Source organism: Telluria sp. B2, assembly GCF_051789535.1.
Lineage (GTDB): Bacteria > Pseudomonadota > Gammaproteobacteria > Burkholderiales > Burkholderiaceae_D > Telluria.
Genome location: NZ_CP196525.1, coordinates 3,529,497 through 3,553,614, shown reverse-complemented (window position 1 = coordinate 3,553,614; position 24,118 = coordinate 3,529,497). Strand labels below are relative to the sequence as shown.

Sequence of the window (24,118 nt, the reverse complement as noted above, 5' to 3'; positions counted from 1 at the left end):
TAGGGGATTTCAGAGCAGCTTGGCTAGAATGGGAGCGTGCGGCAGCCGACAAGAATCATGTTGGTTGTGGCGCGACCGCAAACTCCTTCGGCCAACCATGCTTTCTGAAAATCTGAACGAACTGAATCGGCGCCAGGCGCTCGAGGCCTACGACATTCTCGATAGCGGGGCCGAGGACTGCTACGACGACCTGGTGCGGCTGGCCGCCACCCTTTTCGGCACCTCCATGGCGGCGCTCTGTTTTCTCGACGGAAGCCGCGAATGGCGCAAATCGCGGATCGGCCTGGACCTGGCGGAACTGGCCCACCAGGACTCGTTGTGCGCCCAGCTCCTCGCCAACGGCAGGGAGCTGGTCGTTCCCGACCTGCAGGCCCTGCCGCCCGATGCGGCGGCGCCGCGGCGCGAAGGCTGGCGCTTCTATGCCGGCATGCCGCTGGTGACGCCGGACGGCTTCGTGCTCGGTGTGCTGGCGGTCATGGACGGCGAACCGCGCACGCCGGCGCCGGCCCAGCTGGAAGGCCTGCGCACCCTGGCCGGAGCCGTCATGGCGCGGCTCGAGCTGCGCCGCCGCGGCCACGAGGCGCTCGAGCCGCAGCGCGGCCGCTTCCGCCATCTGGCCGACGCCATGCCCCACATCGTCTGGTCGGCCACGCCCGACGGCATCATCGATTTCGCCAACCAGGCGATCGTCGACTACGCCGGCCTGCGCGACAGCACGCGTATCGGCGAACAATGGATGGGCCTGCTGCACCCGGACGACGTCGACAGGACGCTGTCGGCCTGGGCGGAATCGGTGCGGTCCGGTGCGGTCTTCTCGGTCGAGTACCGCCTGCGCCGCGGCGCCGACCAGCTCTACCGCTGGCATATCGCCAAGGGCTTGCCGGTGCGCGACGGCAATGGCAACATCACCAAGTGGTACGGCACCACCACCGACATCCACGACATGAAGCTGGCCCACGAGGAGATCGGCAGGCTGGCTTTCTACGACACCCTGACCGGCCTGCCGAACCGGCAGCTCCTCATGGACCGGCTGGCGCACGCCGTCACCATGCATGCGCGCCTGGGCCGCTTCGGGGCCGTACTCCTGCTCGACCTGGACCACTTCAAGAACATCAACGATACGATCGGCCACGACAACGGCGACCTCCTGCTCGATCTCGTTGCCAGGCGCCTGGTTGGCAGCGTGGAGGAGCGGCACACGGTGGCGCGGCTCGGCGGCGACGAATTCGTCGTCGTTTTGGAAGACATCGGCGCCTGCGAGGAAAGCGCGGGGCGCTACGCGGCCGAAGTCGCCGGCCGCATCCTGGCGGCTCTCAACGGTTCCTTCAACCTCGAGGGCTACGAGCGCCACATCACGCCGAGCGTGGGCGTCGCCTTTTTCGACTGCAGCGCTCCGACCATCACCGAACTGCTCAAGCGCGCCGACCTGGCGATGTACCAGGCCAAGGCCGCGGGCCGCAATACCGTGCGCTTCTTCGATCCCGCGATCCAGGCGACCGCCGTGGCGCGCGCCGGACTCGACGCGGACCTGCGCCAGGGCCTGCAGCGAGCAGAGTTCCTGCTCCACTACCAGCCCCAGCTCGACAGCGAAGACCGGGTCATCGGCGTCGAGGCGCTGCTGCGCTGGCGGCATCCGGAGCGCGGCATGGTGTCGCCGGCGGAGTTCATTCCCCTGGCCGAGGACACCGGCCTGATCCTGCCCCTGGGGCGCTGGGTGCTCGAAGCGGCCTGCGCCCAGCTGGTGGAACTGGACAGCCATCCCGCGAGCCGGGGACTGCGGGTGGCGGTGAATGTCAGCGCCCTGCAGTTTCGCCAGCCCGACTTCGTGGCCGAAGTGCTGGCGGCGGTGCGCAGCGCCGGCGCCGATCCGCAGCGGCTGAAAATCGAGCTGACCGAGTCGCTCCTGGTGGAAGATATCGAGGGCGCGATCGAAAAGATCGAGGCGCTCAGGGAGCACGGCGTGCGCTTCTCGCTCGACGACTTCGGCACCGGCTACTCCTCGCTGACCTACCTGAAGCGGCTGCCGCTTGACCAGCTCAAGATCGACCAATCCTTCGTGCACAACCTGCAGAGCGATCCGCGCGACCTGGCGATCGTGAATACGATCATCGCGCTCGGGCAGGCGATGGGACTATCCGTGGTTGCGGAAGGGGTGGAGACGGCCGCGCAGCGCGAGCAGCTGCGCAGCTGCGGCTGCAGCCTGTTCCAGGGCTACCTGTTCAGCCGGCCGCTTCCGGCAGCGGAGCTGCATGCCTTCCTGGCAGCGGCCGGAAAGGGCGCCCGTCAGGCGCCCTGAAGCGGGCGGTTGCCCATCATTTCGCCCAGGCGCACGGCGCGCTCGGGCGCCCACTCCGGATTGAAACTGATGGTGTTTTCCTTGAACAGCATCACGACCGTCGAGCCGAGCAGGAAGCGGCCCATTTCTTCGCCTTTTTTCAGCACCACCGGCTGGCTGTCGTAGGTCCAGTCGCAGATGCGCGCCATGCGCGGCGGATTGACCACGCCGTGCCAGGAGGTGGCCATGCTGCCGACGATGGTCGCGCCGACCAGCACCATCACGAAGGTGCCGAACTGCCCGGACTCGAACACGCAGACCACGCGCTCGTTGCGCGCGAACAGGCCGGGCACGCCGCGCGCCGTGGTTGGGTTCACCGAGAACAGGGCGCCGGGCACGTAGATCATGCGCGTCAGGCGGCCGTCGCAGGGCATGTGGATGCGGTGGTAGTCCTTCGGGCTCAGGTAGAGGTTGGCGAAGCTGCCGTGCTGGAAGTGCGAGGCCAGCCCGGCGTCGCCGCCGACCAGTTCGGCCGTGGTGAACTTGTGGCCCTTGGCCTGCAGGATGCGGTGGTCGTCGATCGCGCCGAACTGGCTGATCGCGCCATCGACCGGGCAAACGAAGTCGGCATTGGCAAGCGGACGCACGCCGTCACGCAGGGGCCGGGTGAAGAATTCGTTGAAGCTGGCGTAGCTGGCGATGTCGGGATTGGCCGCCTCGGCCATGTTGACGCCATACTTGGCCACGAACCAGCGGATCAGGCGGGTTGTCATCGCGCCTCCGCGGGCGCCGGCAACGCGTCCGGCAAACGAGGTCAGCGCCTGCTTGGGCAGGACATATTGCGGCAGTACTTTAAAGCGGTCGGACACGGTGGAAGGCCCCAAACGAAAGAATCGCGAATTATAAATAAGGGTTGAGCCGGTGCATATGGTTGTTTTCACAGCGGCCGTGCCTGCCCAGTGTAGCGCATCGTCCTCTGCCGATGGCGTCCGGCGCTGCGGCGGCCGGCGCGGCGTCCATTGTGCGCTGCACATGCATATCAAAAAAATATTCTTTGTAGCAACACAAGCCGGGAAAACTGACCGACAATACGCGCTCCGTTTATTGTCTGTCTGTTATGCACCGCGCATTTTCCCCGATTCGCCCGACGCTGCTGGCCGCGGCACTGGCACTGAGCTTCCCGCTGCACGCCCAGGAAGTCCCGCAACAAGGCGGCAAGGCGACCGGGGAGGCCGCGCCTCAGTCCGCGCAGAAGATGCAGACGGTCGAGGTCAAGGGCAGTGCCGCGGCCTACGATCCGCGCCGCGACGACACCGCCACCAGGATCGTGGTCAGCCAGGAAGAGATCGTCAAATACGGCGACACCAGCGTCACCGACGTGCTCAAGCGCGTGCCGGGCATCACGGTCAACAGCAGCAACGGGCGCGGCGGCGAGATCCGCATGCGCGGCCTGGGCGCCGGCTACACCCAGATCCTGATCAACGGCGAACGCGCGCCGGCCGGCTTCTCGATCGAATCGCTCTCGCCCGACGTCATCGAGCGCATCGAGGTGCTGCGCGCAGCCAGCGCCGAGTTCTCGACCCAGTCGGTGGCCGGCACCATCAACATCGTGCTGAAAAAGGCGATCCGCAGCGGCCAGCGCGAACTGAAGCTCGGCATGCGCCGCACCAGCAGCGGCATGCGCGGACCGAACGCGAACCTGCAGCTGTCCGACAAGCTTGGGAAGATGTCGTACTCGATCTCGGGCGCAGCCGCCCACGAAAGCTTCGAGCGCACCGCCACCGTCACCGAGGATGGCTTTGCCTCCAGCGGCCTGCAGACCCAGGCGCGCAGTACGACGGGCAGGGAAGACGGCTCCTTCAACTTCATGAACCTGGCGCCGCGCCTGAACTGGAACCTGGAAAACGGCGACACGCTGACCTCGCAGACCTTCCTCAACATGACCAGGTTCAAGACGCGCACGAACGAAGTCGCCAGCACCGGCATCGGGGCGCCGGCAGCGTATCCGGAGCTGGATCTCGCAAACGAGGTCAGGAACAGCTACCTGCGCACCGAACTGAACTGGGTGCACAAGATGGAAGGCGGCGCCAAGCTCGACACCAAGCTGGGCGTGCAGCGCGGGAAAAGCGACAACGAGCAGCGCCGCTGGACGCCCGCCGGCGCGCCGCGCGTGCTCGACAACGTCATTGCGTCCGAGAGCGAGGACCGCGGTGCGACCAGCACCGGCAAATATTCGAGAACGATCTTCGAGGGCCACGCGCTGGGCATGGGCTGGGACGGCGGCTACAACACGCGCGAGGACAGCCGCCTCGAGCGCGAAGCCGGCCGCCTCGTGTTCCCGGGACTGCCAGGCGGCGAACAGTTCGAGGCTCAGGTCGCGCGCCTGGCGCTGTATGCGCAGGACGAGTGGAGCATCAGCCCGCGCCTGTCGGTGTATCTCGGCGCGCGCTGGGAAGGCATCCGCACCCGCACCTCGGGCAATACCTTCGGGACCGGCCGCTCGCGCTCGAGCGTCTGGAGCCCGGTGCTGCAGACCCTGTGGAAGATCCCGGAGACCAAGGGCGACCAGCTGCGCTTCGCCGTCACCCGCACCTACAAGGCGCCCAGCGTCTCGAACCTGATTCCGCGCCGCCAGACCTCGGTCGACAACCGCTCGACCGACCCGGACTACCAGGGCAACCCGAACCTGCAGCCGGAACTGGCGCTGGGCTTCGACCTCTCGTACGAGCACTACTGGCTTGATGGCGCGCTGCTCTCGGCCAGCGTCTCGAGCCGCCGCATCGACGGCTACACCCGCCACCTGGTCGACTTCGACGGCGCGCGCTGGGTGGCGATGCCGATGAACGCCGGCCGCGCCGAGACGCGCGGGCTGGAGCTGGAAGCGAAATTCCCGCTGAAGGCGATCATGGAGGGCGCCCCGGCGATCGACCTGCGCGCCAGCCTGAGCCGCAACTGGTCGGAGGTCGACGGCGTGCCGGGCCCGGATAACCGCCTGGACGGCCAGACGCCGCTCGCGGCCAACCTCGGCGTCGACTACAAGACCGGCAGCTTCAGCACCGGCACCAGCTTCGCCTACAAGCAGGGCGGGCGGGTCCGCGTGTCCGAGCGCCAGACCTCGTATATCGAGGCGCGGCGCGACCTGGAAGCCTATGTGCTCTACAAGTTCACGCCGAAGCTGCAGCTGCGCGTGGCCGGCCAGAACCTGCTGGACCAGGACTTTACCCACCGCAGCAGCTATCTCGAGGATGGGCGCGGACTGGTGGTGCGGCGCGGGGAGTATCCGGTCGGGGTGACCTTGCGCGCGACCGTGGAGGCGAAGTTCTGATCATGGCCGGTTGCCGTTCCTGCGGCCGCCGTGGCGCGGCCTCCTGATCCACTGCCGGAAACTGCCGTGTCGCTCCCGCACCTGTCCGCCCTGCGCCTGCATATCGACCGCCGCCGCGCCGAGTTCGCGGACCGCGAATGCGAGGAGCGTTTCATGCGCCACGTCCTGGCGGAGCGCAACGCCCAGTTGAAGGCAAGCCTGCTGTTCTCGGCGGCCTTTTATGTCGTGTTCGGCCTCACCGATATCGCGACCCTGGGTCCGACCCTCACCGCCTGGTGCATGGTCGCCCTGCGCGTGCTGGTGGCGCTGGTGGCCCTGGGCGCCTGCGCCGCCATTGCGCGTCGACCGGACTGCGTGGTGGCCTCGGTCCGGGCCAGCTGCGCCGCGCAGGCCGTGGGACTGGTGGTTTTCCCGGTGCTGTGCTGGTTCCAGCCCAGCGCGATGGCGTGGAACCTGATGTCGCACGCGCTGATCCTGATGGCGGTCTATGTCATCATCCCGAACCGCTTCGTCTACGCGGTGGCGATCGGCGTCGGCGCCAGCCTGGTCTTTGCCGGCATGCTGCTGTTCCAGGCGTCGCTGAAGATCGACGACCTGGTGGCGCTGGTCCTCATGCTCATCCTCGGCAATGCGCTCGGCTACATCGCTGCGCACCGCTTCCACATCGCCCAGCGCGAGCAGTTCCGCTCGACCATGCTGCTGCAGGAGCTGGCCGACCGCGATCCCCTGACGGGCTGCCGCAACCGCCGGGTGCTGCAGCGCGGCCTGCTGGAGGCCGAACTGGCGCGCAGCCGCCGCTACGGCAGCGCCCTGTCGGTGGTCCTGTGCGACATCGACCACTTCAAGCGCATCAACGACAGCCATGGCCACGCGGCCGGCGACCGGGTGCTGGGCGAGTTTGCCGCCCTGCTGCGCGCGATGACACGCGAGACGGTCGACAGCGTGATCCGCTACGGCGGCGAGGAGTTCCTGGTGGTGCTCCCTGAAACCGATTTGCCAGGGGCGCTGGCGCTGGCCGAACGCGTGCGCCAGGCCTTTGCCGATGCTTCCATCGCGGTGGAAGGCGGCGCGCGCGTCGCCGCGACCGCAAGCTTCGGCGTCGCCACCGTCCCGGCGTGGCATCCGGTTCCGCCGGAGCATGTCGACGCCTTGATCGGGGCCGCCGACGAAGAACTGTATGCGGCCAAGCGCGGCGGGCGCAATGGCGTGCGCGGGACGATCGCGAGCGGTGCTCCGGCGTTGTTGCGCTCGAGCGGCTGATGTCAGCGCAGGGCCGACGGATCCCCGGTCCCTGCGCTGACGCCGCGTGTCCGGGTTGCGGCCGCACGCTCGGGAACCCGGTATCGACGCCGGGCACGCTCAGCCCAGGCGCATCGCCACCGCCCCGCAGGCGATCAGCGCCGCGGCGGCCAGCCGGGCCAGGCCGATGCGCTCGCGCAGGACCAGGAAAGCGATCGCGGCCGCGAACAGGATCGAGGTCTCGCGCAGCGCCGCCACGGCGGCCACCGGCGCCTGCGTCATCGCCCACAGCGCCACGCCGTAGGAGCCGACCGACATCGCCCCGCCGCCCAGCAGCAGGGCCGGATGGCGGCGCGCGAAGGGCAGCAGTTCGCGGCGCCGGCGCAGGGCCAGCAGCGACACGCCGCAGGCGGTAAAGACGAAGATCCACATGGTGTAGGCTGCCGGAGCGCTTGAGCGGCGCACGCCGGCGCCATCGATCAGGGTATAGGTGGCGATCACGCAGGCGGTGCACAAGGCCAGCAGCGTGGTGCGGCGCGCGCCGGCGGTGCCGCCGCGCGCACTGAGGTACATCGCCAGCACGCCGCCGCAGATCAGCCCGATCGCCAGCCACTGGCCGGGCGCCAGCCGTTCGCCCATGAAGCCCAGGCCCAGCAGCGCCACGATCAGCGGCGCGCAGCCGCGCATCAGCGGATAGGCGTGGCTGATGTCGCCCTCGCGGTAGGTCTCCATCAGCAGGGCGTAATACAGCACCTGGGTGAGGCTGGATGCGGCGATGAAGGGCCAGCTCGCGGGCAGGGGCTGGGGCAGGAAGGGCAGGGCCAGCAGGCAGAGGATGCCGGCGCTGGCCGTGACCAGCACGGTCGAGAGGAAGGCGTCGCCCCTGGCCTTGACCAGGGCGTTCCAGCCGGCGTGCATCAGCGCCGCGCACAGCACGGCTGCCATCACGGGGCCGGAGATCCCCGCGGCGGGCGTCATACGGCCAGGCGCCGCTGGCGGAAGGTGCGGATCGCCACCGGCACGGCCAGCGCCTGCATCGCCGCCGACAGGAAGAAGCTGCTGCCGATGCGCCAGTCGTTCGGGGGCAGGTGGCTGACCGCGCCCAGGATGCCGGTGCCGAGCAGCGGCGTGATCACGACCGCCAGGCTGCTGATCGACTGCAGGGAGCCCATCAACTCGCCCTGTTCGCCGGGGCCGGCTTCGCGCGAGATGATGCCCTGCAGGGCCGGCCCGGCGGCGAAGGCCAGCAGGTTACAGCAGATGAAGACGTACATCATCCAGCCCTGCGTGGCCAGGCCGTACAGCACGAAGGTGATGGCGCCGGAAGTCAGGCCCATGACAGCCAGGCGCGTCTCGCCGAAGCGCCGTATCAGGAGCGAGAGCAGTCCGGCCTGGACCACGGCGGCGGCCAGGCCGACGCAGAACATCGCGATGCCGTTGTCGCGCGGGGTCCAGCCGAAGCGGAAAGTGGTGTACAGCACCCAGGTGGCCTGGGTCATCATCTGGCCGAAGGTGGTCAGCGCGAAGACGATGACGAGCCCGCGGATGTCGCGCCGCCCCAGCAGGCGGCGCAGCGCGTACAGCGGATTGACGCGCTGCCAGCTGAAGGGCGCGCGGGTGGCGGCGGGCAGCGACTCGGGCACGAAAAACCAGCCGTAGGCTAATGCCAGTCACTTAAGCGCTTGACTGGCTGGCTGCAGCAACTAAAACGGATTCACGATCAACGTGAATCCGTTTTTTATTATGGCTCTCCAACTTGACCTGGACTATGCGGCTGAGCTGGCGCCGCATGAGTTCGAGCGCTTTGCCAGCCTGATTGAGCCGGAGTGGATCGATGAGGCCCTGCGCCAGACCGGGACGGTTTCGCTGCGGCGCCGGCGGCTTCCCGCCGAGCGCATGGTGTGGCTGGTCATCGGACTGGCCCTGTTTCGTAATGAACCGATCTGGCACATCGTGCAGCAACTCGATCTTGCCGACGGCCCGGCGCTGTGCGCCCCGGTTCCGAGCGCGTCGGTCGCCGGTCGTGAGCGTCTGGGCGAAGCGCCGATGGCGTGGCTGTTCGAGCGCCTGGCCAGTTGCTGGGGAAGTTGCCCCGTGCCCGAGCAGGAGCGGTTTCATGGCCTGCGCACTTACGCCGTCGATGGCGTCGTCTGGTCAGTGCCCGACACGCAAGCCAACCTGGCGCAATTTGGCCGGCCCTCGAACGCCCATGGCTGTGGTGCATGGCCGCAGTTGCGCGCTGTCTGCCTGATGGACACCTATACGCATCTGATTCGCGCGGCCAATTTCGGCGATTATCGTACCGGCGAACTCAGTTTTGCCGCGCCGCTCATGCAGGCGGTGCCGGACGATTCCCTGACGATCTTCGACCGCGCCTATTTCTCGGCCGCTTTCCTGCTCGACTGGCAAAAGGCCGGAACACAAAGACACTGGCTCATGCGCGCCAAAACGCCGCTGCGCCACGAAATCGTGCACCGGTTTGCTCCTGGCGACTATCTGGTGCACCTGCCGGTTTCTCCGCGGGCGCAGAGGCTGCATCCTGGGTTGCCGACGCATTGGCAAGCCCGTCTGATCGAATGCAAGGTCGGCGGACAGGCACGCCAGTTTCTTACTTCGCTGTGCGACGCGCAGCGTTTTCCCGCACGCGACATCGCCGCGCACTACGTGCAGCGCTGGGAGATCGAACTGGGCTTCAGGGAGATCAAGCAGAGCATGCTGAAAAAGGCGACGACCTTGCGCAGCAAACTGCCCGAACTGGTACGTCAGGAAGTGTGGGGAATGCTCATCGCTTATAACCTGCTGCGCCATGAAATGGCCCAGATGGCCGACGAGTTGCATGTGACGCCTCAGTACCTGAGCTTCCAATGGCTGGCCCTGGCCATCACCACTGCGCTTTACCACTGGCCCTTGCAGACACCAGGCACCTTCCCCAGGCGCCTGGCATTGCTACGCGAGCAGGCCCGCGCCTATCTCTTGCCCGAACGTCGAACGCGCTCCTATCCAAGAGTCGTCAAACAGCCCAGATCCAAATTTCCAATGAAAAATGCCAGTCAGCTTAACTGACTGGCATTAAGCCGTAGGCGAGGTTCACGGCGCACAAGGCTGCAGCGACGTAGAACGGCAGGGCCAGGTTGATTTCGCCGAGCAGGCCGCCCAGCACGGGGCCGCAGATGAAGCCGATGCCGAAGGCGGCGCCGATCTTGCCGAAGCTTTTCGCGCGGGTGTCGGGCGTGGAGACGTCCGAGGCATAGGCCATCGCCACCGACATGCTGGCGGCCGACAGCCCGCCGATCGCGCGCCCGAGGAAGAGCCAGGCCAGGCTCGGGGCCCAGGCGGTGACGAGGAAGTTCAGGCACATCCCGCCCATCGAGTACAGCAGCACCGGCCGGCGTCCGACGCGGTCGCTGATCGCGCCCAGCATGGGCATGAAGATGAACTGCAGCAGGCCGAAGACGGTGGCGAGGATGCCGTACCAGAGCGCCTGCTCGTCGCGCCCGGCGACGAACTGCCCGACCAGCAGCGGCATCACCGGCACGATCAGGCCGATGCCGATGACGTCGATGAAGACGCTGACGAGGACGAAGTTGAGATTGCCTGGTTTGGCCTGGTGCGAAGCAGTCTTGCGCAGCATGGACGGGTCCTGCCAAAAGGAACCATCTTAGCACCGTTCATGTTAAAAAAACATCGTCGTAGGGTGGGCGCCCTGTTCAGCACAGAGACATAGGTAACACTTGTCTAGAGACATAGGTAACACCTTTTATGATCATTGCACAGCTAACAAGTGGAGTGTGCGATGCCTTGGAAGGAAAGTTCCCGTATGTCCTCTCGTCTTGAATTTGCCATGCTGGCGGATGCGTCTGACAGCAACATGACAGCGCTTTGCCAGTCTTTCGGCGTCAGCCGAAAGACTGGCTACAAGTGGCTCGATTTGTATCGGAAGCACGGCCCGGAAGGGCTGCAAGAGCGCTCACGCCGTCCTCTGTCGTCGCCCAAGCGATGCGGTGCCGAGTTGGAGGCGGCAGTGCTGGCCCTGCACGACAAGTATCCCTGCTGGGGTGCCCGCAAGCTCAAAGCACTGCTCCCCGAGACCGCGGGCAAACCGCATCCAAACACCATTGCTGCCATTTTGAGACGGCATGGGCGCCAACTAGTGCCTCATGTCAGCCAGACCAAGCCTGCCAAGGGACGCTTCGAACACGAGGAACCGAACAGCTTGTGGCAGATGGATTTCAAAGGCCATTTTGCCTTGACCAATGCAGCGGCCGGCCGCTGCCATCCGTTGACAGTACTGGATGATCACTCCCGCTTTTCGCTGTGTCTGGCTGCGTGCTCGGGCGAAGACGGCCCGCAGGCAAAGGCTGTGCTTACAAGGACGTTTCAAAAATATGGACTGCCGCAGCGCATTACCTGCGACAACGGTGCGCCTTGGGGAACAGCCGGGCATAAATCCATCTCGCGGCTCGAGGTGTGGCTGGTACGCCTGGGTATCCGCGTCAGCCATAGCAGTCCGCACCATCCGCAAACGCAGGGCAAGGACGAGCGGTTTCATCGAACGCTCAAGCGCGAACTCCTGGAGCGCTACGGTTATGGCTCGCTTGCCGCGTGCCAGGAGGCCTTCGATGCCTGGCGCGACCAATACAACCTGATTCGTCCCCACGAGGCACTGGGACAAAAAGCTCCCGCCACCCGCTACCAGCCCAGTGCGCGCAGTTTTCCATCCCACCTGCCGCCGATCGAATATGACGACGGCGACATCGTGCGTACCGTACAGCGGCACGGCCAGATCAATTTCAAGGGCCGCAGTTACTTTGTGGGTGAAGGTTTGTACCAAGAGCCTGTGGCAATCAGAGCGACGGATCAGGACGGCGTCTTCAACGTCATCTTCTGCCACCAACAGGTTGCACAGATCGACCTCGCCAGCAGCTAAAATAGCACCACGCAGTGTTACCCATGTCTCTAGACAGGTGTTACCTATGTCCCTGTGCTAAACACGCCCCGTGCCCACCGAGTGCGCGCGTCGCGTTGACGTCGAAGGCGCTGCGTATGCTCATCGTGTTGGTGGGCACGTATGTAATCGAGGGCATTGCCCTCGATTACCCCACCCTACGCCCCCAGCCACTCCTGCGCGAACTCCTTGCGGAACACCAGCAGCCTGCCCAGCCGCTCGTTCGCGATGTCCCGTCCCGCCTCGGTCTGCATCATCTCCGGCAGCCTGGCCAGCTTGACCATGATGTGGTCGAGCGAATAGCTGCGGTCGTCCAGTTCGCGCTGCTCCGCCAGCGGATCGGTGGGGTGCGCCAGCGCGCTGCCCATGCGCCCGGCGATATAGAACATGCGCGCCAGCCCGACGGCGCCGAGGGCGTCGAGGCGGTCGGCGTCCTGCACGATCCTGGCCTCGATCGTGGTGGGCGCGATCGCCGCCGAGAAGCTGTGCGCCTCGATCGCGTGGGCCACCGCGTCCAGCCGCTCCGCCGGAAAGCCCAGCCGCGCCAGTTCCTCGCGCGCCAGCCCCGCCGAGCGGCGCGAAGCCTGGGCCCGGTCGGGATCGTTCTTCGGCAGGTTGACCAGGTCGTGCAGGTAGCTGGCGGCCATTACCACCAGGGCGTCCGCCTCGGGATGATGGGCCAGCAGGGCCTGGGCGCTGCGCCAGACCCGTTCGAGGTGGCTGGCGTCGTGGGCGCCGTCGTTGCCGGCGGTCGCGGTTGCCGCACTCTCCGCGAGGGCGACGAAACGGGGGCGCCAGGTGGCGAGCTCGGTTTCAGTGTGTGGTGGAGTCATCGGTCTCTTCAAGAGGCAAGGCGCTGGCCCGCTGCGACAGGGCGTCGGCCTCCAGGTTCTTGTGGCGCGGCACCCAGCGCAGGGTGACCGCGGGCAGCCGGGCCAGCAGGGCGTGCACGCGTTCGCGGTAAGGGCGCAGGACGAGGACACTGTCCTCGATGCCGCCATTCACGTCGTTGATCACGACCTGGCTGTCGCCGTAGACGGTGAGCGGGCCGGCGCCGTGCGCCAGCGCGGCTTCCAGCACCAGGATCAGGGCGCGGTATTCCGCTTCGCTGCTGTTGCCGTACCCGGCCGCCTGCGACAGTTCGACCAGTTCGCCGTTCGGTCCCTGCAGGCGCGCGCCGATCCCGCAGCGGCCGGGATTGGGTTTGGCGGAGCCGTCGAACCAGGCGCGCCAGGCGGTCGGGGCGCCTTCGTGGCGGGCGCGGCGCAGGGCCAGCGCGGCGTCGCGCGCGGCGCGCCTGGACAGGGCGCGGGCGGCTTCGGCGGCGCGCAGGGCGGCGCGTTCGGCCAGCAACTGGGCCAGGCCGGCCGCGCCCGCGCTGCGTTCGAGCGTGGCGCGCAGGGCTGCTTCAAACGGGATGCCGGTCTGCCGGACGAGTTTGCGGCTGGCGGCAAGTTCGGTCTTGTTGGCGGCGCCTTCGAGGCGGACGAGGTCGTTCATGACGTGAGCATAACCGCTTTCGGCGGCGTTGACACGGCGTGTAAAGCTTGCAACACTTGCCTGGTGTTATTTCGACATTCGTTTCGTTGTTTCACTTCGCCCGTCGTTCAACAGGAGAACCCATGCGTTTGTTGCACCATGTCGTAAGCGCCTCCGCGCTGGCCGTCTGCATCGCCACCGCTTTTTCGCCTGCCCAGGCCGCCGCGCCGGCGCCCGCCAAGCAGGCGCAGAAGGGACAGAAGGAACACAAGCGTTACACCATCGAACAGTTCATGGCGACGACCTCCGTCAGCGGCGCCTCGTTCAGCCGCGACGAGAAGCAGATCCTGTTCAGCAGCAACGCATCGGGCATCTTCAATGCCTACGTGCTGCCGGTCGGCGGCGGCACGCCGCGCGCGCTGACCAAATCGACCACCGACAGCACCTACGCGGTCGGCTTCTTCTACAACGACGACCGCGTCCTGTTCACGCGCGACCAGGGCGGCAACGAGCAGAACCACCTGTTCGTGCGCGAGCTCGACGGCAGCGAGCGCGACCTGACGCCGGGGGCCAAGCTGAAAGCGGGCTTCGCCGGCTGGCAGCCCGACGGCAACGCCTTCTATGTGGTGACCAACGAACGCGACCCGAAGTTCTTCGACCTCTACAAGTACGACGCGAAAACCTACGCCCGTACGATGGTCTACAAGAACGAGACCGGGCAGACCGTCTCGGCCATCAGCCGCGACGGCCGCTGGCTGGCGCTGGGCAAGCCGAACACCACGGCCGACAGCGACATCTACCTGTACGAGGTCGCCACGGGCCAGGTCAAGCACATCTCGCCGCACCAGGGCACGGCCAGCTACAGCGCCCAGGACTTCGATCCGGAATCGAAGCGCCTGCTGTTCACCACCAACGACGGCGGCGAATTCACCCGCGTGCGCGCCTACGACCTGGCCACCGGCGCCGTGACCGAGGTCGAGAAGGCCGACTGGGACATCCTCGGCACCGGTTATTCGCGCAACGGCGGCCACCGCATCAGCTATGTCAACGAGGACGGCAGCATCCGCCTGCGCGTGGTCGACGCAGCGGGCGCAAAACCGGTGGCGCTGCCGAAGACCAGCGGCGGCGAGATCCGCGGCGCGGTGTTCTCGCCGAGCGCCAGCCTGATGGCCTTCTACGTCAACGGCGACCGCTCGCCGAACAACCTCTACGTGCACGACTTCCGCACGAAGAAGACGGTCCAGCTGACCCGCAGCCTGAGTCCGGAGATCGATCCGGACGACCTGGTCGAGGCCGAGGTGGTGCGCTTCAAGTCCTTCGACGGCACGGTGATCCCGTCGATCTTCTACAAGCCCAAGGGCGCGTCGAACCTGAACAAGGTGCCGGCCGTGGTCTACGTGCACGGCGGACCGGGCGGCCAGACCATGCGCGGCTACAGCGCCCAGATCCAGTACCTGGTCAACCACGGCTATGCGGTCCTTGGCATCAACAACCGCGGCAGCTCGGGCTACGGCAAGACCTTCTTCACCGCCGACGACCGCAGGCACGGCCTCGAGCCGCTGTGGGACTGCGTGGAGGCCAAGACCTGGCTGGCCAGCCTGGGCTGGGTCGACCCGGAGCGCATCGGCATCATGGGCGGCAGCTACGGCGGCTACATGACGCTGGCGGCGATGGCCTTCCGCCCGGAAGCCTTCAAGGTCGGCATCGACATCTTCGGCGTCAGCAACTGGATCCGCACGCTCGAAAGCATCCCGCCTTACTGGGAAGCCCAGCGCAAGGCGCTGTACGACGAGATCGGCGACCCGGTCAAGGACAAGGAATTCCTGACCGCGACCTCGCCGCTGTTCCACGCCGCGAACATCCGCAAGCCCCTGATGGTGATCCAGGGCGCCAACGACCCGCGCGTGATCAAGCCGGAAAGCGACGAGATCGTCGAGGCGGTGAAGAAGAATAACGTCGAGGTCGAGTACATCGTCTTCCCGGACGAAGGGCATGGGTTCTCGAAGAAGAAGAACCAGGCGGAAGCGAGTGCGAAGATCCTGGCGTTCCTGGACAAGCATTTGAAACGCTGACGTCTGTGCCTGGTTCAACGCCACGACAGATCGGACGTCGTACAGCGTGGACTCGGGAGTCCACCCTGCAAGGGCATTCGTAGGGTGGACACCTGTGTCCACGCTGTCTCACCGGTCGGTCATCGGCAAAGCTTCACCGCCCGATCACCGGAAAACCTGCGCGATATGCCCTGTACTAAATACCGACCCAACAAAAAAGCGCCCCATGGGGGCGCTTTTTTTTCATCCGCTCCGGTCCACGATCACCGGCGATACGGATTATCCGGATTGTGGTCGCGGCGGTTGCCGATGCCGTCGCCGTCGCGATCGCGGTCATAGCGATTGCTGATGCCGTCGTTGTCGCGGTCGCGGTCGTAGCGGTTCGGCACGCCATCGCGGTCGTAGTCGCGGCGGCCTTCGACGCGGGGCGGCGGGCCGCGGCGGTCGCGGTCGTGCCAGCCGCGGTCCGGACCGTAGTAGCGGTCGCCGCGGTCGTAGTAGCGGTCGTTGCCGGCATAGTAGCGGTCGCGCGGGCTCCAGTAGCCCTGGGTCATGACCCATTGGCCGCCGCGCTGGCGCCAGGACGGCGGCGCGTAGACATAGCCCGGACGCTCGACGATATAGGTGCCGGGGATCCAGTGGTGGCGGTGCCCGCGCCACTCCCAGTAGCCCGGCGACCAGACATAGCCGCGGCGCACGCTGGGCGCGCGTTCGTACAGGGGCGCCGGCGGAGCGGTGCCGATATAGACTTCCAGGTTGCCCTGCGCCATCGACGGCAGTGGAGCGTATGCAGCGGCGCCGAGTGCGATCAGGGTAGCGAGAGTGAGGCTGCGTTTCATGTTCGTTCTCCAAATCCAAAGCGGATGATTCACTATATCAATCACTTACGCGCAATGGGGCGTTTGACGCATGTGCTTACAACTGAAACAGATTGCAGCAGCGCGGCTACAACAGCCGGGGAGAAACCGGTGAAAAACGAAAGGAAAGGACGGGGAGAAGAGGGGAGAGGGGAAACCGCTGCCGGGCGTGCTCAGTGCACGGCCCGGCGCGCGCGGGCGGTCAAATGCGGCTCCCGGCTTCGCGACGATCGGCCAGCAGGGTCTGCCGTTTTTCGGCCTCGCTCATGCGCTTGCCCTTGACGACCACCACAGCCATCTTGGTGTTGGTGGCGATGCTCGAATCCTGGATCAGGGCGGGGCGGGCCTGGGCTTGCGGCAGGGTGTCCACGAAGTAGCTGGCGGAGCCGGCGGCGGCGAGGGCAACGACGAAAACGGCTTCCATGTGCTTGGCGATGTTCACGGTGTTCTCCTTGCGGGTGGGTTTGCGATGGATGCACTGTATCCAAGCCCGCCCCGATGCTCCACCGGATTGCGACGAGCCGCATGAAAAGCGGGATGACCTGCACAAAACGGAGGACAACGCGCGCCAACCCGACCGTATCTGCATGCTTTTCACCGTCCCTCCGCTAGGCATGCGCGAGATGCGCCCGTCGCGGGCGCCAGGGGGAGGGTTCGATGCAGGGAGTGTTTGCCACGGTACTGGATGGGCTGGCCGCCAGCAGGCGGGCGCGGCGGCGTGCGCGCAACCTGCGCGCAGGTGCACGGCCGGTCGGCGCCGCCGCCAACGCGCGGGTGTCCGCGGGAGCGCATGCTGGCGCCGGATGGTGGCTCGCCCTGGGCGCGCTGGCGGTGGCGATCGGCGGGGCCATCCTGATCGCCCACCACGCCCGCATGCTCGGCGCGGCGGCCGGCCCGGCCGGCGCCGGCAGCGGCCTGGTGCGCGAACTGCCTGCCTTCCAGCCGGCGCTGCCGGGCCTGGCCTTCAGCGTGCCGCATCAATCCGGCGTCAGCCTGGGCGCCCACGGCAACGGCGCCTTGCTGGTGGTCGCCGGCATGCGCGCCGAGCGGGCCGTCGCGATCGACCTGTGCGAGCAGATGCTCGAGCGCGACAGCGGCCGCCTGGCACCGATCCGCATCGGCTACCGCTTCGAGGACGTGGCGCGCTGGGCCAGGCGCAACGAGACGGCAGGCAGTCCGGTCACCCTGCGCAACGTGGTGCTGGCCGGGCAGCCCATGCCCCAGCTCGACATCACCGGCATTGCTGCGCCCGGCGCGCCGCTGCGGGTGAGCTGGAGCGGTGCGCCTGCCGCACGCTGGATCGGCGACGCCAGCGCCGGCGTCATCGTCAAGGGCGAGCGCGGCGAGGCCATTCTTGGTCGCCAGGGCTGGCTGGTCTGGGGCGAGACCGGCGCGCTGCGCGTGACACGGCGGGCCCGCGCGGCCTGCCCGGCGGGCGAGCTGGTGCTGCAGCGCTATTCTCCGGCCCCGGCTGCCCTGCAGGCGGCGCAGGTGGCGGCCTTTCCCGTCCACGGCGAGGTGGTGAGCGCAACGCTCGCGCCCGGCGAATACCGGGTGCCGCTTGCCGCCGCGCCGCGCCTGGAGGACGGCGCCCTGTTCGACAGCCTGCGCGAACGCGGCTTCATCCGCCTGGCGCCCTCCGGACTGATCGAAGTGGCCCCGCGCGACCTGGCGCGCTGGCGCGCCGCCGATCCAGCCCAGCGCGCCGGCGACCTGCGCAGCTGGGACGGCGTGAGGCTCGACGCCGCCGGACTGAAGCTGCTGGAACGCCTGCACCACCGCGCCGACGGCGCCTATGTGCTGGAACAGGTCCGCATCTTCAACAGCGAGCGGCGCCTGCTGGCCTGGCGCCTGCGGCCGGACGCCCCGGGCGCGACGGTCCAGGCCAATGCAGGCGCCGTCGCGGTGGGGACCGTGGCCGCGATGCCGCTGGCGGCGCGCCTGTTCGACCGCCTGCCGCGGGGCTGGGCGCCGTGGAGCCGGATCGCCGACTGGCCGGCAGGCGCGGCCGCCGCCCGGCTAGCCCTGGTGCTGCCGCGTCCGGCGCGGGGCGGCGAGCGCATCGAGATCATGCTGGCGGGACGCCCCGGCGCGCTCGAGGGCGCCAGCCTGGTCGCGTCGCACGCGGTGTGCGGCGGGCGCGCCTGCACCCGGGCCGACGATGTGAACGAACTGGTGCTGGCGCTGGCGCCGGGCGCGCGCCGTGTCGTGCTGGAAGCGGCGCCGCTCGACATGGGACGATTCGGTTCGGCCGGTGATGCGGCCTATCGCCACCTGGTGGTCGAGCGCGGCGTCCTGCGCTGGCAGCCGCTGCCCGAGGCCGCCGGCCCCGGCCCCGGCCCCGGTCCGGCGGCGCCGGTGCTGCTGGCGGACCGCCACGGCGAGCGCCTGTGGGGAGGCGGACGTCCGGCCCCAGGCGCGGCCGCGGCCGGCCTGGCCACGCTGCTCGGCCTGCGCGAGGGCCATGCCAACAGCATTGCCGGCATGCTGGGCCGCCAGCCGGCGCCCAGCGGCAGGCCGCACCAGGCCACCCTCAGCCTCGACCTGGCGCTGCAGGCGGCGGCCCAGGGCGCGCTCGACTGCGTCGGCCTGCGCCGCGGCCAGTGGGACGGCCGGCGTTGCCAGGGTGGCAGCGCACCGCCGCCGGAGCGCCAGGCGGGACTGGTCCTGCTCGACACCGGCAGCGGCGACATCCTGGCCGCCGCGAGCGCCGGCGGCCAGGGTGCGCCCGATGCGGCCGCGTGGAGCGAGCTGCGCGACTTCGACCGCGTCGATCCGGCGCGCAGCCCCCTGCGCCAGGCCACCTTCCAGCACGACGGCGGCGCCGAGCGCAGTCCCGGTTCGACCTTCAAGATCGTCAGCGCACTCGGGCTGGAGCTGGCGGCGAAGGAAGACCCGCGCCTGGATGCGCTGCTGGACGGCATGCCCCTGTCCGGCATCAACGCCATGGCCGCCGCCGGGGGCTACGCCTTCCGCACCGACGCCGCCAGCTATCCGCTGGGGACCGGGGTCCATATCACTAACTTCCGCGACCAGCACCTCGACCGCCGCGCCCAGGACGGCAGGCTGGGCCTGGCGCAGGCGCTCACCCATAGCCTGAATACCTGGTTCGCCTGGACCGCCGAGCTGGCCGACCGCAGCCTGCTCGGCAAGCCGCAGGGCGGGGCACCCAGCCTGCGCGCGCTCGACGCCGGCGCGCTGTCTGGCGTGCGGCCGGTGGCCGACATGGCGCGCCGGCTCGGCTTCGAGCGGGCGCTGCGCCTGGACGGCGGCCTGCTGCCGTCGGAGTACCGCTGGCGCGACTGGGACGCCCTGCAGGCCAGCATTGCCGCCAGCGACCCGATCGGTTCGCGCCACGAGCTGCGCCAGATGGCGATCGGGCTGCGCATGCAGGCGACACCCCTGCACATGGCGCTGGCGGCCGGCGCCGTCGGCGAAGGCCGCGCCGTCCAGCCACGCCTGCTGCTGGCGCTGGACGGGCGCGAGGCCCGGGCGGAAGAGGGCGAGCCGCTCGGGGTGCGCCTGGACCGCATCCGCGCCGGCCTGCGCGGCGTGGTGGCGCAGGGCACGGCAGCGGGCGCCTTCCGCGCGCCGGAGTTCGATGGCCTGCGATCCGGCCTGTACGGCAAGACCGGTACCGCGCCGGTCGGCGATGCGGGCCTGGCCACGGTCTGGTTCACCGGCTGGCTCGAGCCCGGCAGCATCCCGGGCCAGGACCGGCGCCTGGCCTTCGCCGTGTTCGTCAGCCGCTCGGAAGAAACGGGCGGGGCGCACGCGGCCCCGGTCGTGGCCGCGCTGCTGCGCAGCATGCTGGTCCAAAAGCAGGAATTGAAGGGCAAGTGAGGCTCTCCAGCGCGCCTGGATTTTGTGTTTCTATGGCATGATTTGCTCGATTAGCAAAATCCGCAACATCCATTGTTTGCCGGATATGCCATTTGACTCAAGAGGACGCTATGCGTTTGCCGGGAACCCGGTATCAGGAACCTGGTTGGGAGCAGGTGCGCAAGCTGCTGGGCGCCTGCTCGCTCGGCGCCTTTGCGCGCTGCGACCCCGCCGAACTGCTCGCCCCGGCGCCCCTGGACGAGGCGCTGGCGCTGTACGTCGACCTGCTGGCCGAATGCCTGCACGCGTCCAGCCGCACGGCGCGCTTCCAGGCGAGCGGCAACAGCTATGGCGACACGGTCGGCGAGCTGGCCCTGCTGCTGGCCTATGAACTGGCGGCGCGGCCGGGCGACTGGGAGGCATTTCGCACGGCTTTGGGGAGCGCGCACGCGCGCGCCCCCTGCTTCTGGCGCCAGCCCGGCGGCGAGGCCCTGCTGCGCAAGAAGGTCAACGACATGTTCGCCGTCCTGCGCGACAAGGTCGACGCCGACAACTACCAGGCCGCCTGCGGCCGCCCCTGCAGCCCGAACCGCATCTATGCCTACCGCATGCTCGACACCGCCTATGGCGAGGTGGCGCGCCTGTTCGCCGGCTGGCACGAGAACGCGGCCCAGGTCGGGGCCATCCTCGGCCGGCCGGTCGAGTTCTCGATCCCGATCGAGGTGCGCCAGCTGCAGTCGATCGCCGGCTGCCGCCCGGAGTGGATCATGCGCTGGAGCGAGACCCTGGAGCGCTTCACCGGCTCGCCAGGGCCCCTGCACACGAAGTCGAAGCGCTTCGAGAGCCTGAAGAACAGCCCGCAGAAGATCGCGGAGATGCTGGCCGAGATCGGCGAGTACGAGGCGATCTCCAGCAACCGCGACGGCGACTGGCTGCACGACCAGGACGCCGCCGGCGCCTGGCTGGAAGACTACTGGCGGGTGCTGGACGAGTCGGCGCAGGGCAGCACCCCGGGACCCGACCTGGTCCTGGAAGCGCGCGAGGACGAGCTCGATGTGGCGGTGTCCGTGCCGCCGCCCGCCTTGCCCGATCCCTCGCCCGCGCTTGAAGACTGGCCGGCACTTGCTCTGCGGGCGGAAGCGGTTTCACTTCCCCCCGGCTTCATGCCTGCGGCGCGCGCCGCCGAGGACCCCGGCAGCCCGATCGGCCGCCTGCTGGCGGCGGACACGCTGCCGGTGCGCCTGGCGGTCTACCTGAAGCTGCTGGGCGGGGAGGACGACAGTTATCCCGAGGCCTGGCGCGATCCGGCGACCGGCGCGCTGCCGACCATGCAGCAGCTGGCGGCTTTGGACGGGGTCTCGCTGCCGACCCTGCGCAAGCGGCGCGACGCGGCCATCGCGCGCCTCTTGGCCGCACCACGAACGGGAGGATGAATTGAAGACGACGAGCGATATCGAGCGCAAACTGCAGGAGCGGCTGGTGCTGGGCCGGCGCGTGGAGGGCGACCGCCTGGTGCTGGGCGACGCCGTGCTGCTCGCCGCCCTGGACGGCAGCCGGCCGCTCACCGCGGGCGAGCGCGCGGCCCTGCAGGCTTCGCCCCTGACGGCGCGCCGCCTGCGCAGCCTGGCGCTGGCGCGCCGCGCGGCCGCCAATGACGGCGGTTGGCAGGGCAGCACCGGGATGCTGCGCGCAGCCGACAGCGGCGCGCAACTCGAGCAACTGGCCACCGACGACGGCTACTGGCGCCTTTACTTCCTGGGCAGCGGGAGCGCGCGGCGCGTGATCCTGCAACTGGCGCCGGCGGCTCCGTTCGCGGCGCGCCTGCTGCGCGAATCAGCGCTGCTGCGCGTGCTCGACGGCGCCGGCCAGGAAGTGCTGCAGGGACGGCTGGATGCGGACGGCGAGTGCGAAGGCGCCTGGCCTTTTGCGCAGGCGCCGGCCGCGCACTTCCAGGGCCATGGCGCGGCCTTTTCCGTGGTGCCGGCCTGAGATGATGTTCGACCTGTTCAGGCGGATCGGGCGCGCACCAGGTTTCGACGCGGCGGGCCTGGGCGAGCGGGTGCTGGCGCGGCCGATCGGATCCGGCTGCGTGCTGCCGCCGTCCACTGTCGGCGTGGCGGTCGACCGCGCCGGCCACACCCGCCGCATCAGCGCGGGCGGACGCATCGCCCTGGTTGAAGGCGAGAGCGGCTGGTGCTTCCATCCGGGCCCTTACGGCTGCGAGCTGCTGCCCTTCGCGCAGGCGCCGGAGATCGGCCTGCGCGTGCACTTCGCCATCGACAGCGCGGATCCACGCATGACCCAGCAGCGCTTCGACCTCTTCCTCGCCAGCGAGGCGGCGGGCGAACTGGTGCTGGACGAGCTCCGCGCGCGCATCGAGGACGCGCTGCAGCGCGAACTGGCCCAGGGCAACCTGGAGCTGCCGCCGTGCACGACGCTCGACGAGTGGAATGCCTTCCGCGCCGGCTTCAACCAGCTGCTCTATACCCGCTTCGGCCTGACGGTGGACGACTGCGTGCCGGTCGACCTGGGCGCCAGCCGCGACTACGCCCAGGCGCTGCGTGCGCGCGCCGCGCTGGCGCAGGACGAGCCCTTCATCGGGGCCGAACCCGCGGCCGCGCCTTCCGCTCCCGCCCGGACGCAGGCAGCGGCCGCGCAGCCCTTCGACCCGGCCCAGGAGGATGCGCGGGCCCTGCGCCGCCTGTTCCTGGAGCTGCCCTGCGTGATGTGCCGGCTGCGCCTGGCGGCGCTGCCGAGCGGGCAGGCGCTGTTCCGCCAGCAGCAGGCGCTGTTGCAGCGCCTCGACCTGGCCTGCCTGGCGGCGGCCAGCATGCCGGCCCTGGCGCTGGCCGCGCCCGGCCAGCCGCTGGCGCCCGAGCAGCAGTCGCGCCGGGCCCACCACAGCGTGCGCGCCGCCGCCGCGCTGGACGAAGCCTGGGCGCTGCTGGCGCGCCTGGAGCGCGCCGGGGACGAAGGACTGGCGCTGCTGTTCGACGACGCCGAGCGCATCGTCGCCAACCTCGAACACGAATTCGACGGGCGCAAGCTGGTCGCGCCGAAGGAGCAGGCATGAAGGCCGAGCCGCACACCCGTCCTGACACCGCCCAATGCCGCAGCCTGCTGGCCGACGGCAGCGTGGTGACGGTCACGGCCACGCGCCGCCCCCGCGGCAGCCTGGCCGAGGTCAAGTGCAGCGCGCCCGGCGCCCCCGCCATCGCCGCGCGCATGCAGCAGGTGGCGCGCCTGGCCCGGCACACCGAGGCGCGCTACGACAGCCGCGACCAGGTCCTGATCAGCATGGACCGCGCGCCCGGCGCCCACGAACGCGACTGGGAACTGGCGGTGGTGCTGGCCGACCGCATGGTGCGTGGGGTCTTGCCGCTGCGCGCCGCGCCGCTGGCGCTGGGCTGGTCCGAGCAGTGGCAGCGCGGGCGCATCGACGGCCACGACGCGCGCCATCCGCCGGCGGACGCGCTGCTCGGCGGCCCCCGGCATTTGCACCATCTTGGTGCATTGTCGGGCCAGCCGGACGTGGCGCAGTCGGTGTCGAGCGCACGCGCCTGGTTCCCGCTGCACAGCGGCGGCATCAACGACAGCCTGTGCTGGGTCGAGGTCAGCGTCTACCCGCTGGAACCCGGCACGGTGCCCCAGGACGAGGCGATCGCGGCCCCGGGCCTGGACAGCGCCCGCCAGCATGCGCTGCGCCAGGCCCTGGCGGGCGCGCGCCATTTCGACGGCGAGACAGCTCCACGCTGGCGCACCACGGTGCGCTTCGGCCAGGACAACTTGCATGGGAACTCCTACGAACTGGCGCTGGTATTGGCCGACCGCATGGCGCGCGGGCGCGAATTCCTGCCGCGCGGGCGCATCATCGCCAGCGGCGCATCAAACGCCTGGCACGCCGGCCAGGTCGAGGGCGTGGAAGGGCTGGCGCCGAAATGCGCGCTGATCGAACGCGAAGCGGCGGCTGGCGACCGCGTGCTGCTGCCGCGCGCCTGGGAGGGCGGCTTGCCCCCCGGCTTGCGCGACGCGCTGCGCGCGAAAGGCGCAAGCCTGGCCTGTGTCGAGCGGATCGGCATTATTTGAGAGGTCTTGCGCGCGCAAGGCCCGGTACTGTCCCGGCTG

General features: G+C 68.8%; 19 protein-coding genes. 11 read left to right on the top strand and 8 right to left on the bottom strand.

Going from position 1 to position 24,118, the window contains the following annotated elements; genetic code table 11:
- The first annotated feature begins 97 nt into the window (after positions 1 to 97).
- Positions 98 to 2,296 (top strand): putative bifunctional diguanylate cyclase/phosphodiesterase, encoded by a 2,199-nt coding sequence (locus tag ACSUZJ_RS15750; RefSeq protein ID WP_499409714.1) that lies wholly within the window; start codon positions 98 to 100, stop codon positions 2,294 to 2,296.
- On the opposite strand, the gene asd is transcribed toward ACSUZJ_RS15750, so the two are convergent.
- Positions 2,284 to 3,144: an archaetidylserine decarboxylase gene (asd, locus tag ACSUZJ_RS15745; RefSeq protein ID WP_499409712.1), complete on the bottom strand. Its 861-nt coding sequence runs from the start codon at positions 3,142 to 3,144 to the stop codon at positions 2,284 to 2,286. The two genes, ACSUZJ_RS15750 and asd, sit on opposite strands and share 13 nt — an antisense overlap.
- Before the next feature lie 248 nt (positions 3,145 to 3,392).
- On the opposite strand from asd, the gene ACSUZJ_RS15740 reads away from it, so the two are divergent.
- Together ACSUZJ_RS15740 and ACSUZJ_RS15735 are read left to right on the top strand one after the other, a co-directional pair.
- Positions 3,393 to 5,600: a TonB-dependent receptor plug domain-containing protein gene (locus tag ACSUZJ_RS15740; protein ID WP_499409710.1), complete on the top strand. Its 2,208-nt coding sequence runs from the start codon at positions 3,393 to 3,395 to the stop codon at positions 5,598 to 5,600.
- Positions 5,601 to 5,666: 66 nt separating this feature from the next.
- Positions 5,667 to 6,860 (top strand): GGDEF domain-containing protein, encoded by a 1,194-nt coding sequence (locus ACSUZJ_RS15735; protein WP_499409708.1) that lies wholly within the window; start codon positions 5,667 to 5,669, stop codon positions 6,858 to 6,860.
- A 99-nt stretch (positions 6,861 to 6,959) separates the two neighbouring features.
- Here ACSUZJ_RS15735 and ACSUZJ_RS15730 read toward each other — a convergent pair whose 3' ends face one another.
- Together ACSUZJ_RS15730 and ACSUZJ_RS15725 are read right to left on the bottom strand one after the other, a co-directional pair.
- The gene (locus ACSUZJ_RS15730; RefSeq protein ID WP_499409706.1) at positions 6,960 to 7,817 is read right to left on the bottom strand and encodes an EamA family transporter; all 858 of its coding nucleotides are present in this window, start codon (positions 7,815 to 7,817) and stop codon (positions 6,960 to 6,962) included.
- Entirely contained in the window at positions 7,814 to 8,482 is a 669-nt protein-coding gene (locus ACSUZJ_RS15725) for an MFS transporter (RefSeq protein ID WP_499409704.1), read from the bottom strand. The genes ACSUZJ_RS15730 and ACSUZJ_RS15725 overlap by 4 nt, the downstream gene beginning before the upstream one ends.
- 82 nt (positions 8,483 to 8,564) lie before the next feature.
- Here ACSUZJ_RS15725 and ACSUZJ_RS15720 point away from each other — a divergent pair, with 82 nt between their 5' ends.
- Positions 8,565 to 9,902 (top strand): IS4 family transposase, encoded by a 1,338-nt coding sequence (locus ACSUZJ_RS15720; protein ID WP_499409702.1) that lies wholly within the window; start codon positions 8,565 to 8,567, stop codon positions 9,900 to 9,902.
- Here ACSUZJ_RS15720 and ACSUZJ_RS15715 read toward each other — a convergent pair.
- Complete coding sequence (locus ACSUZJ_RS15715; RefSeq protein WP_499409700.1) at positions 9,895 to 10,470, bottom strand: MFS transporter; 576 nt, start codon at positions 10,468 to 10,470, stop codon at positions 9,895 to 9,897. The two genes, ACSUZJ_RS15720 and ACSUZJ_RS15715, sit on opposite strands and share 8 nt — an antisense overlap.
- Positions 10,471 to 10,632: 162 nt before the next feature.
- Here ACSUZJ_RS15715 and ACSUZJ_RS15710 point away from each other — a divergent pair, with 162 nt between their 5' ends.
- Complete coding sequence (locus ACSUZJ_RS15710) at positions 10,633 to 11,766, top strand: IS481 family transposase (RefSeq protein WP_499409698.1); 1,134 nt, start codon at positions 10,633 to 10,635, stop codon at positions 11,764 to 11,766.
- A gap of 176 nt (positions 11,767 to 11,942) precedes the next feature.
- Here the strand turns inward: ACSUZJ_RS15710 and ACSUZJ_RS15705 are convergent, their stop codons facing one another.
- Positions 11,943 to 12,617, bottom strand: a complete 675-nt coding sequence (locus tag ACSUZJ_RS15705; protein ID WP_499409696.1) for an HD domain-containing protein — start codon at positions 12,615 to 12,617, stop codon at positions 11,943 to 11,945.
- Positions 12,598 to 13,284 (bottom strand): ribonuclease HI family protein, encoded by a 687-nt coding sequence (locus ACSUZJ_RS15700; RefSeq protein ID WP_499409694.1) that lies wholly within the window; start codon positions 13,282 to 13,284, stop codon positions 12,598 to 12,600. The genes ACSUZJ_RS15705 and ACSUZJ_RS15700 overlap by 20 nt, the downstream gene beginning before the upstream one ends.
- Positions 13,285 to 13,406: 122 nt before the next feature.
- On the opposite strand from ACSUZJ_RS15700, the gene ACSUZJ_RS15695 reads away from it, so the two are divergent.
- Positions 13,407 to 15,335: an alpha/beta hydrolase family protein gene (locus tag ACSUZJ_RS15695; protein WP_499409692.1), complete on the top strand. Its 1,929-nt coding sequence runs from the start codon at positions 13,407 to 13,409 to the stop codon at positions 15,333 to 15,335.
- Between the two features lie 242 nt (positions 15,336 to 15,577).
- Here ACSUZJ_RS15695 and ACSUZJ_RS15690 read toward each other — a convergent pair whose 3' ends face one another.
- Together ACSUZJ_RS15690 and ACSUZJ_RS15685 are read right to left on the bottom strand one after the other, a co-directional pair.
- Complete coding sequence (locus ACSUZJ_RS15690) at positions 15,578 to 16,153, bottom strand: YXWGXW repeat-containing protein (protein ID WP_499409690.1); 576 nt, start codon at positions 16,151 to 16,153, stop codon at positions 15,578 to 15,580.
- 220 nt (positions 16,154 to 16,373) lie between these two features.
- Positions 16,374 to 16,613 (bottom strand): hypothetical protein, encoded by a 240-nt coding sequence (locus ACSUZJ_RS15685; protein WP_499409688.1) that lies wholly within the window; start codon positions 16,611 to 16,613, stop codon positions 16,374 to 16,376.
- Between the two features lie 215 nt (positions 16,614 to 16,828).
- On the opposite strand from ACSUZJ_RS15685, the gene ACSUZJ_RS15680 reads away from it, so the two are divergent.
- The 5 genes from ACSUZJ_RS15680 (at position 16,829) to ACSUZJ_RS15660 (ending at position 24,079) form a co-directional block, all read left to right on the top strand.
- Complete coding sequence (locus ACSUZJ_RS15680) at positions 16,829 to 20,014, top strand: penicillin-binding transpeptidase domain-containing protein (protein WP_499409686.1); 3,186 nt, start codon at positions 16,829 to 16,831, stop codon at positions 20,012 to 20,014.
- Positions 20,015 to 20,124: 110 nt separating this feature from the next.
- Positions 20,125 to 21,426: a hypothetical protein gene (locus ACSUZJ_RS15675; protein ID WP_499409684.1), complete on the top strand. Its 1,302-nt coding sequence runs from the start codon at positions 20,125 to 20,127 to the stop codon at positions 21,424 to 21,426.
- Between the two features lies 1 nt (position 21,427).
- Complete coding sequence (locus ACSUZJ_RS15670) at positions 21,428 to 21,982, top strand: hypothetical protein (RefSeq protein ID WP_499409682.1); 555 nt, start codon at positions 21,428 to 21,430, stop codon at positions 21,980 to 21,982.
- A 1-nt stretch (position 21,983) separates the two neighbouring features.
- Positions 21,984 to 23,066 (top strand): hypothetical protein, encoded by a 1,083-nt coding sequence (locus tag ACSUZJ_RS15665; protein WP_499409680.1) that lies wholly within the window; start codon positions 21,984 to 21,986, stop codon positions 23,064 to 23,066.
- Positions 23,063 to 24,079: a hypothetical protein gene (locus ACSUZJ_RS15660; protein ID WP_499409678.1), complete on the top strand. Its 1,017-nt coding sequence runs from the start codon at positions 23,063 to 23,065 to the stop codon at positions 24,077 to 24,079. Before ACSUZJ_RS15665 ends, ACSUZJ_RS15660 begins: the two co-directional genes overlap by 4 nt.
- The last annotated feature ends 39 nt before the right edge of the window (positions 24,080 to 24,118 follow it).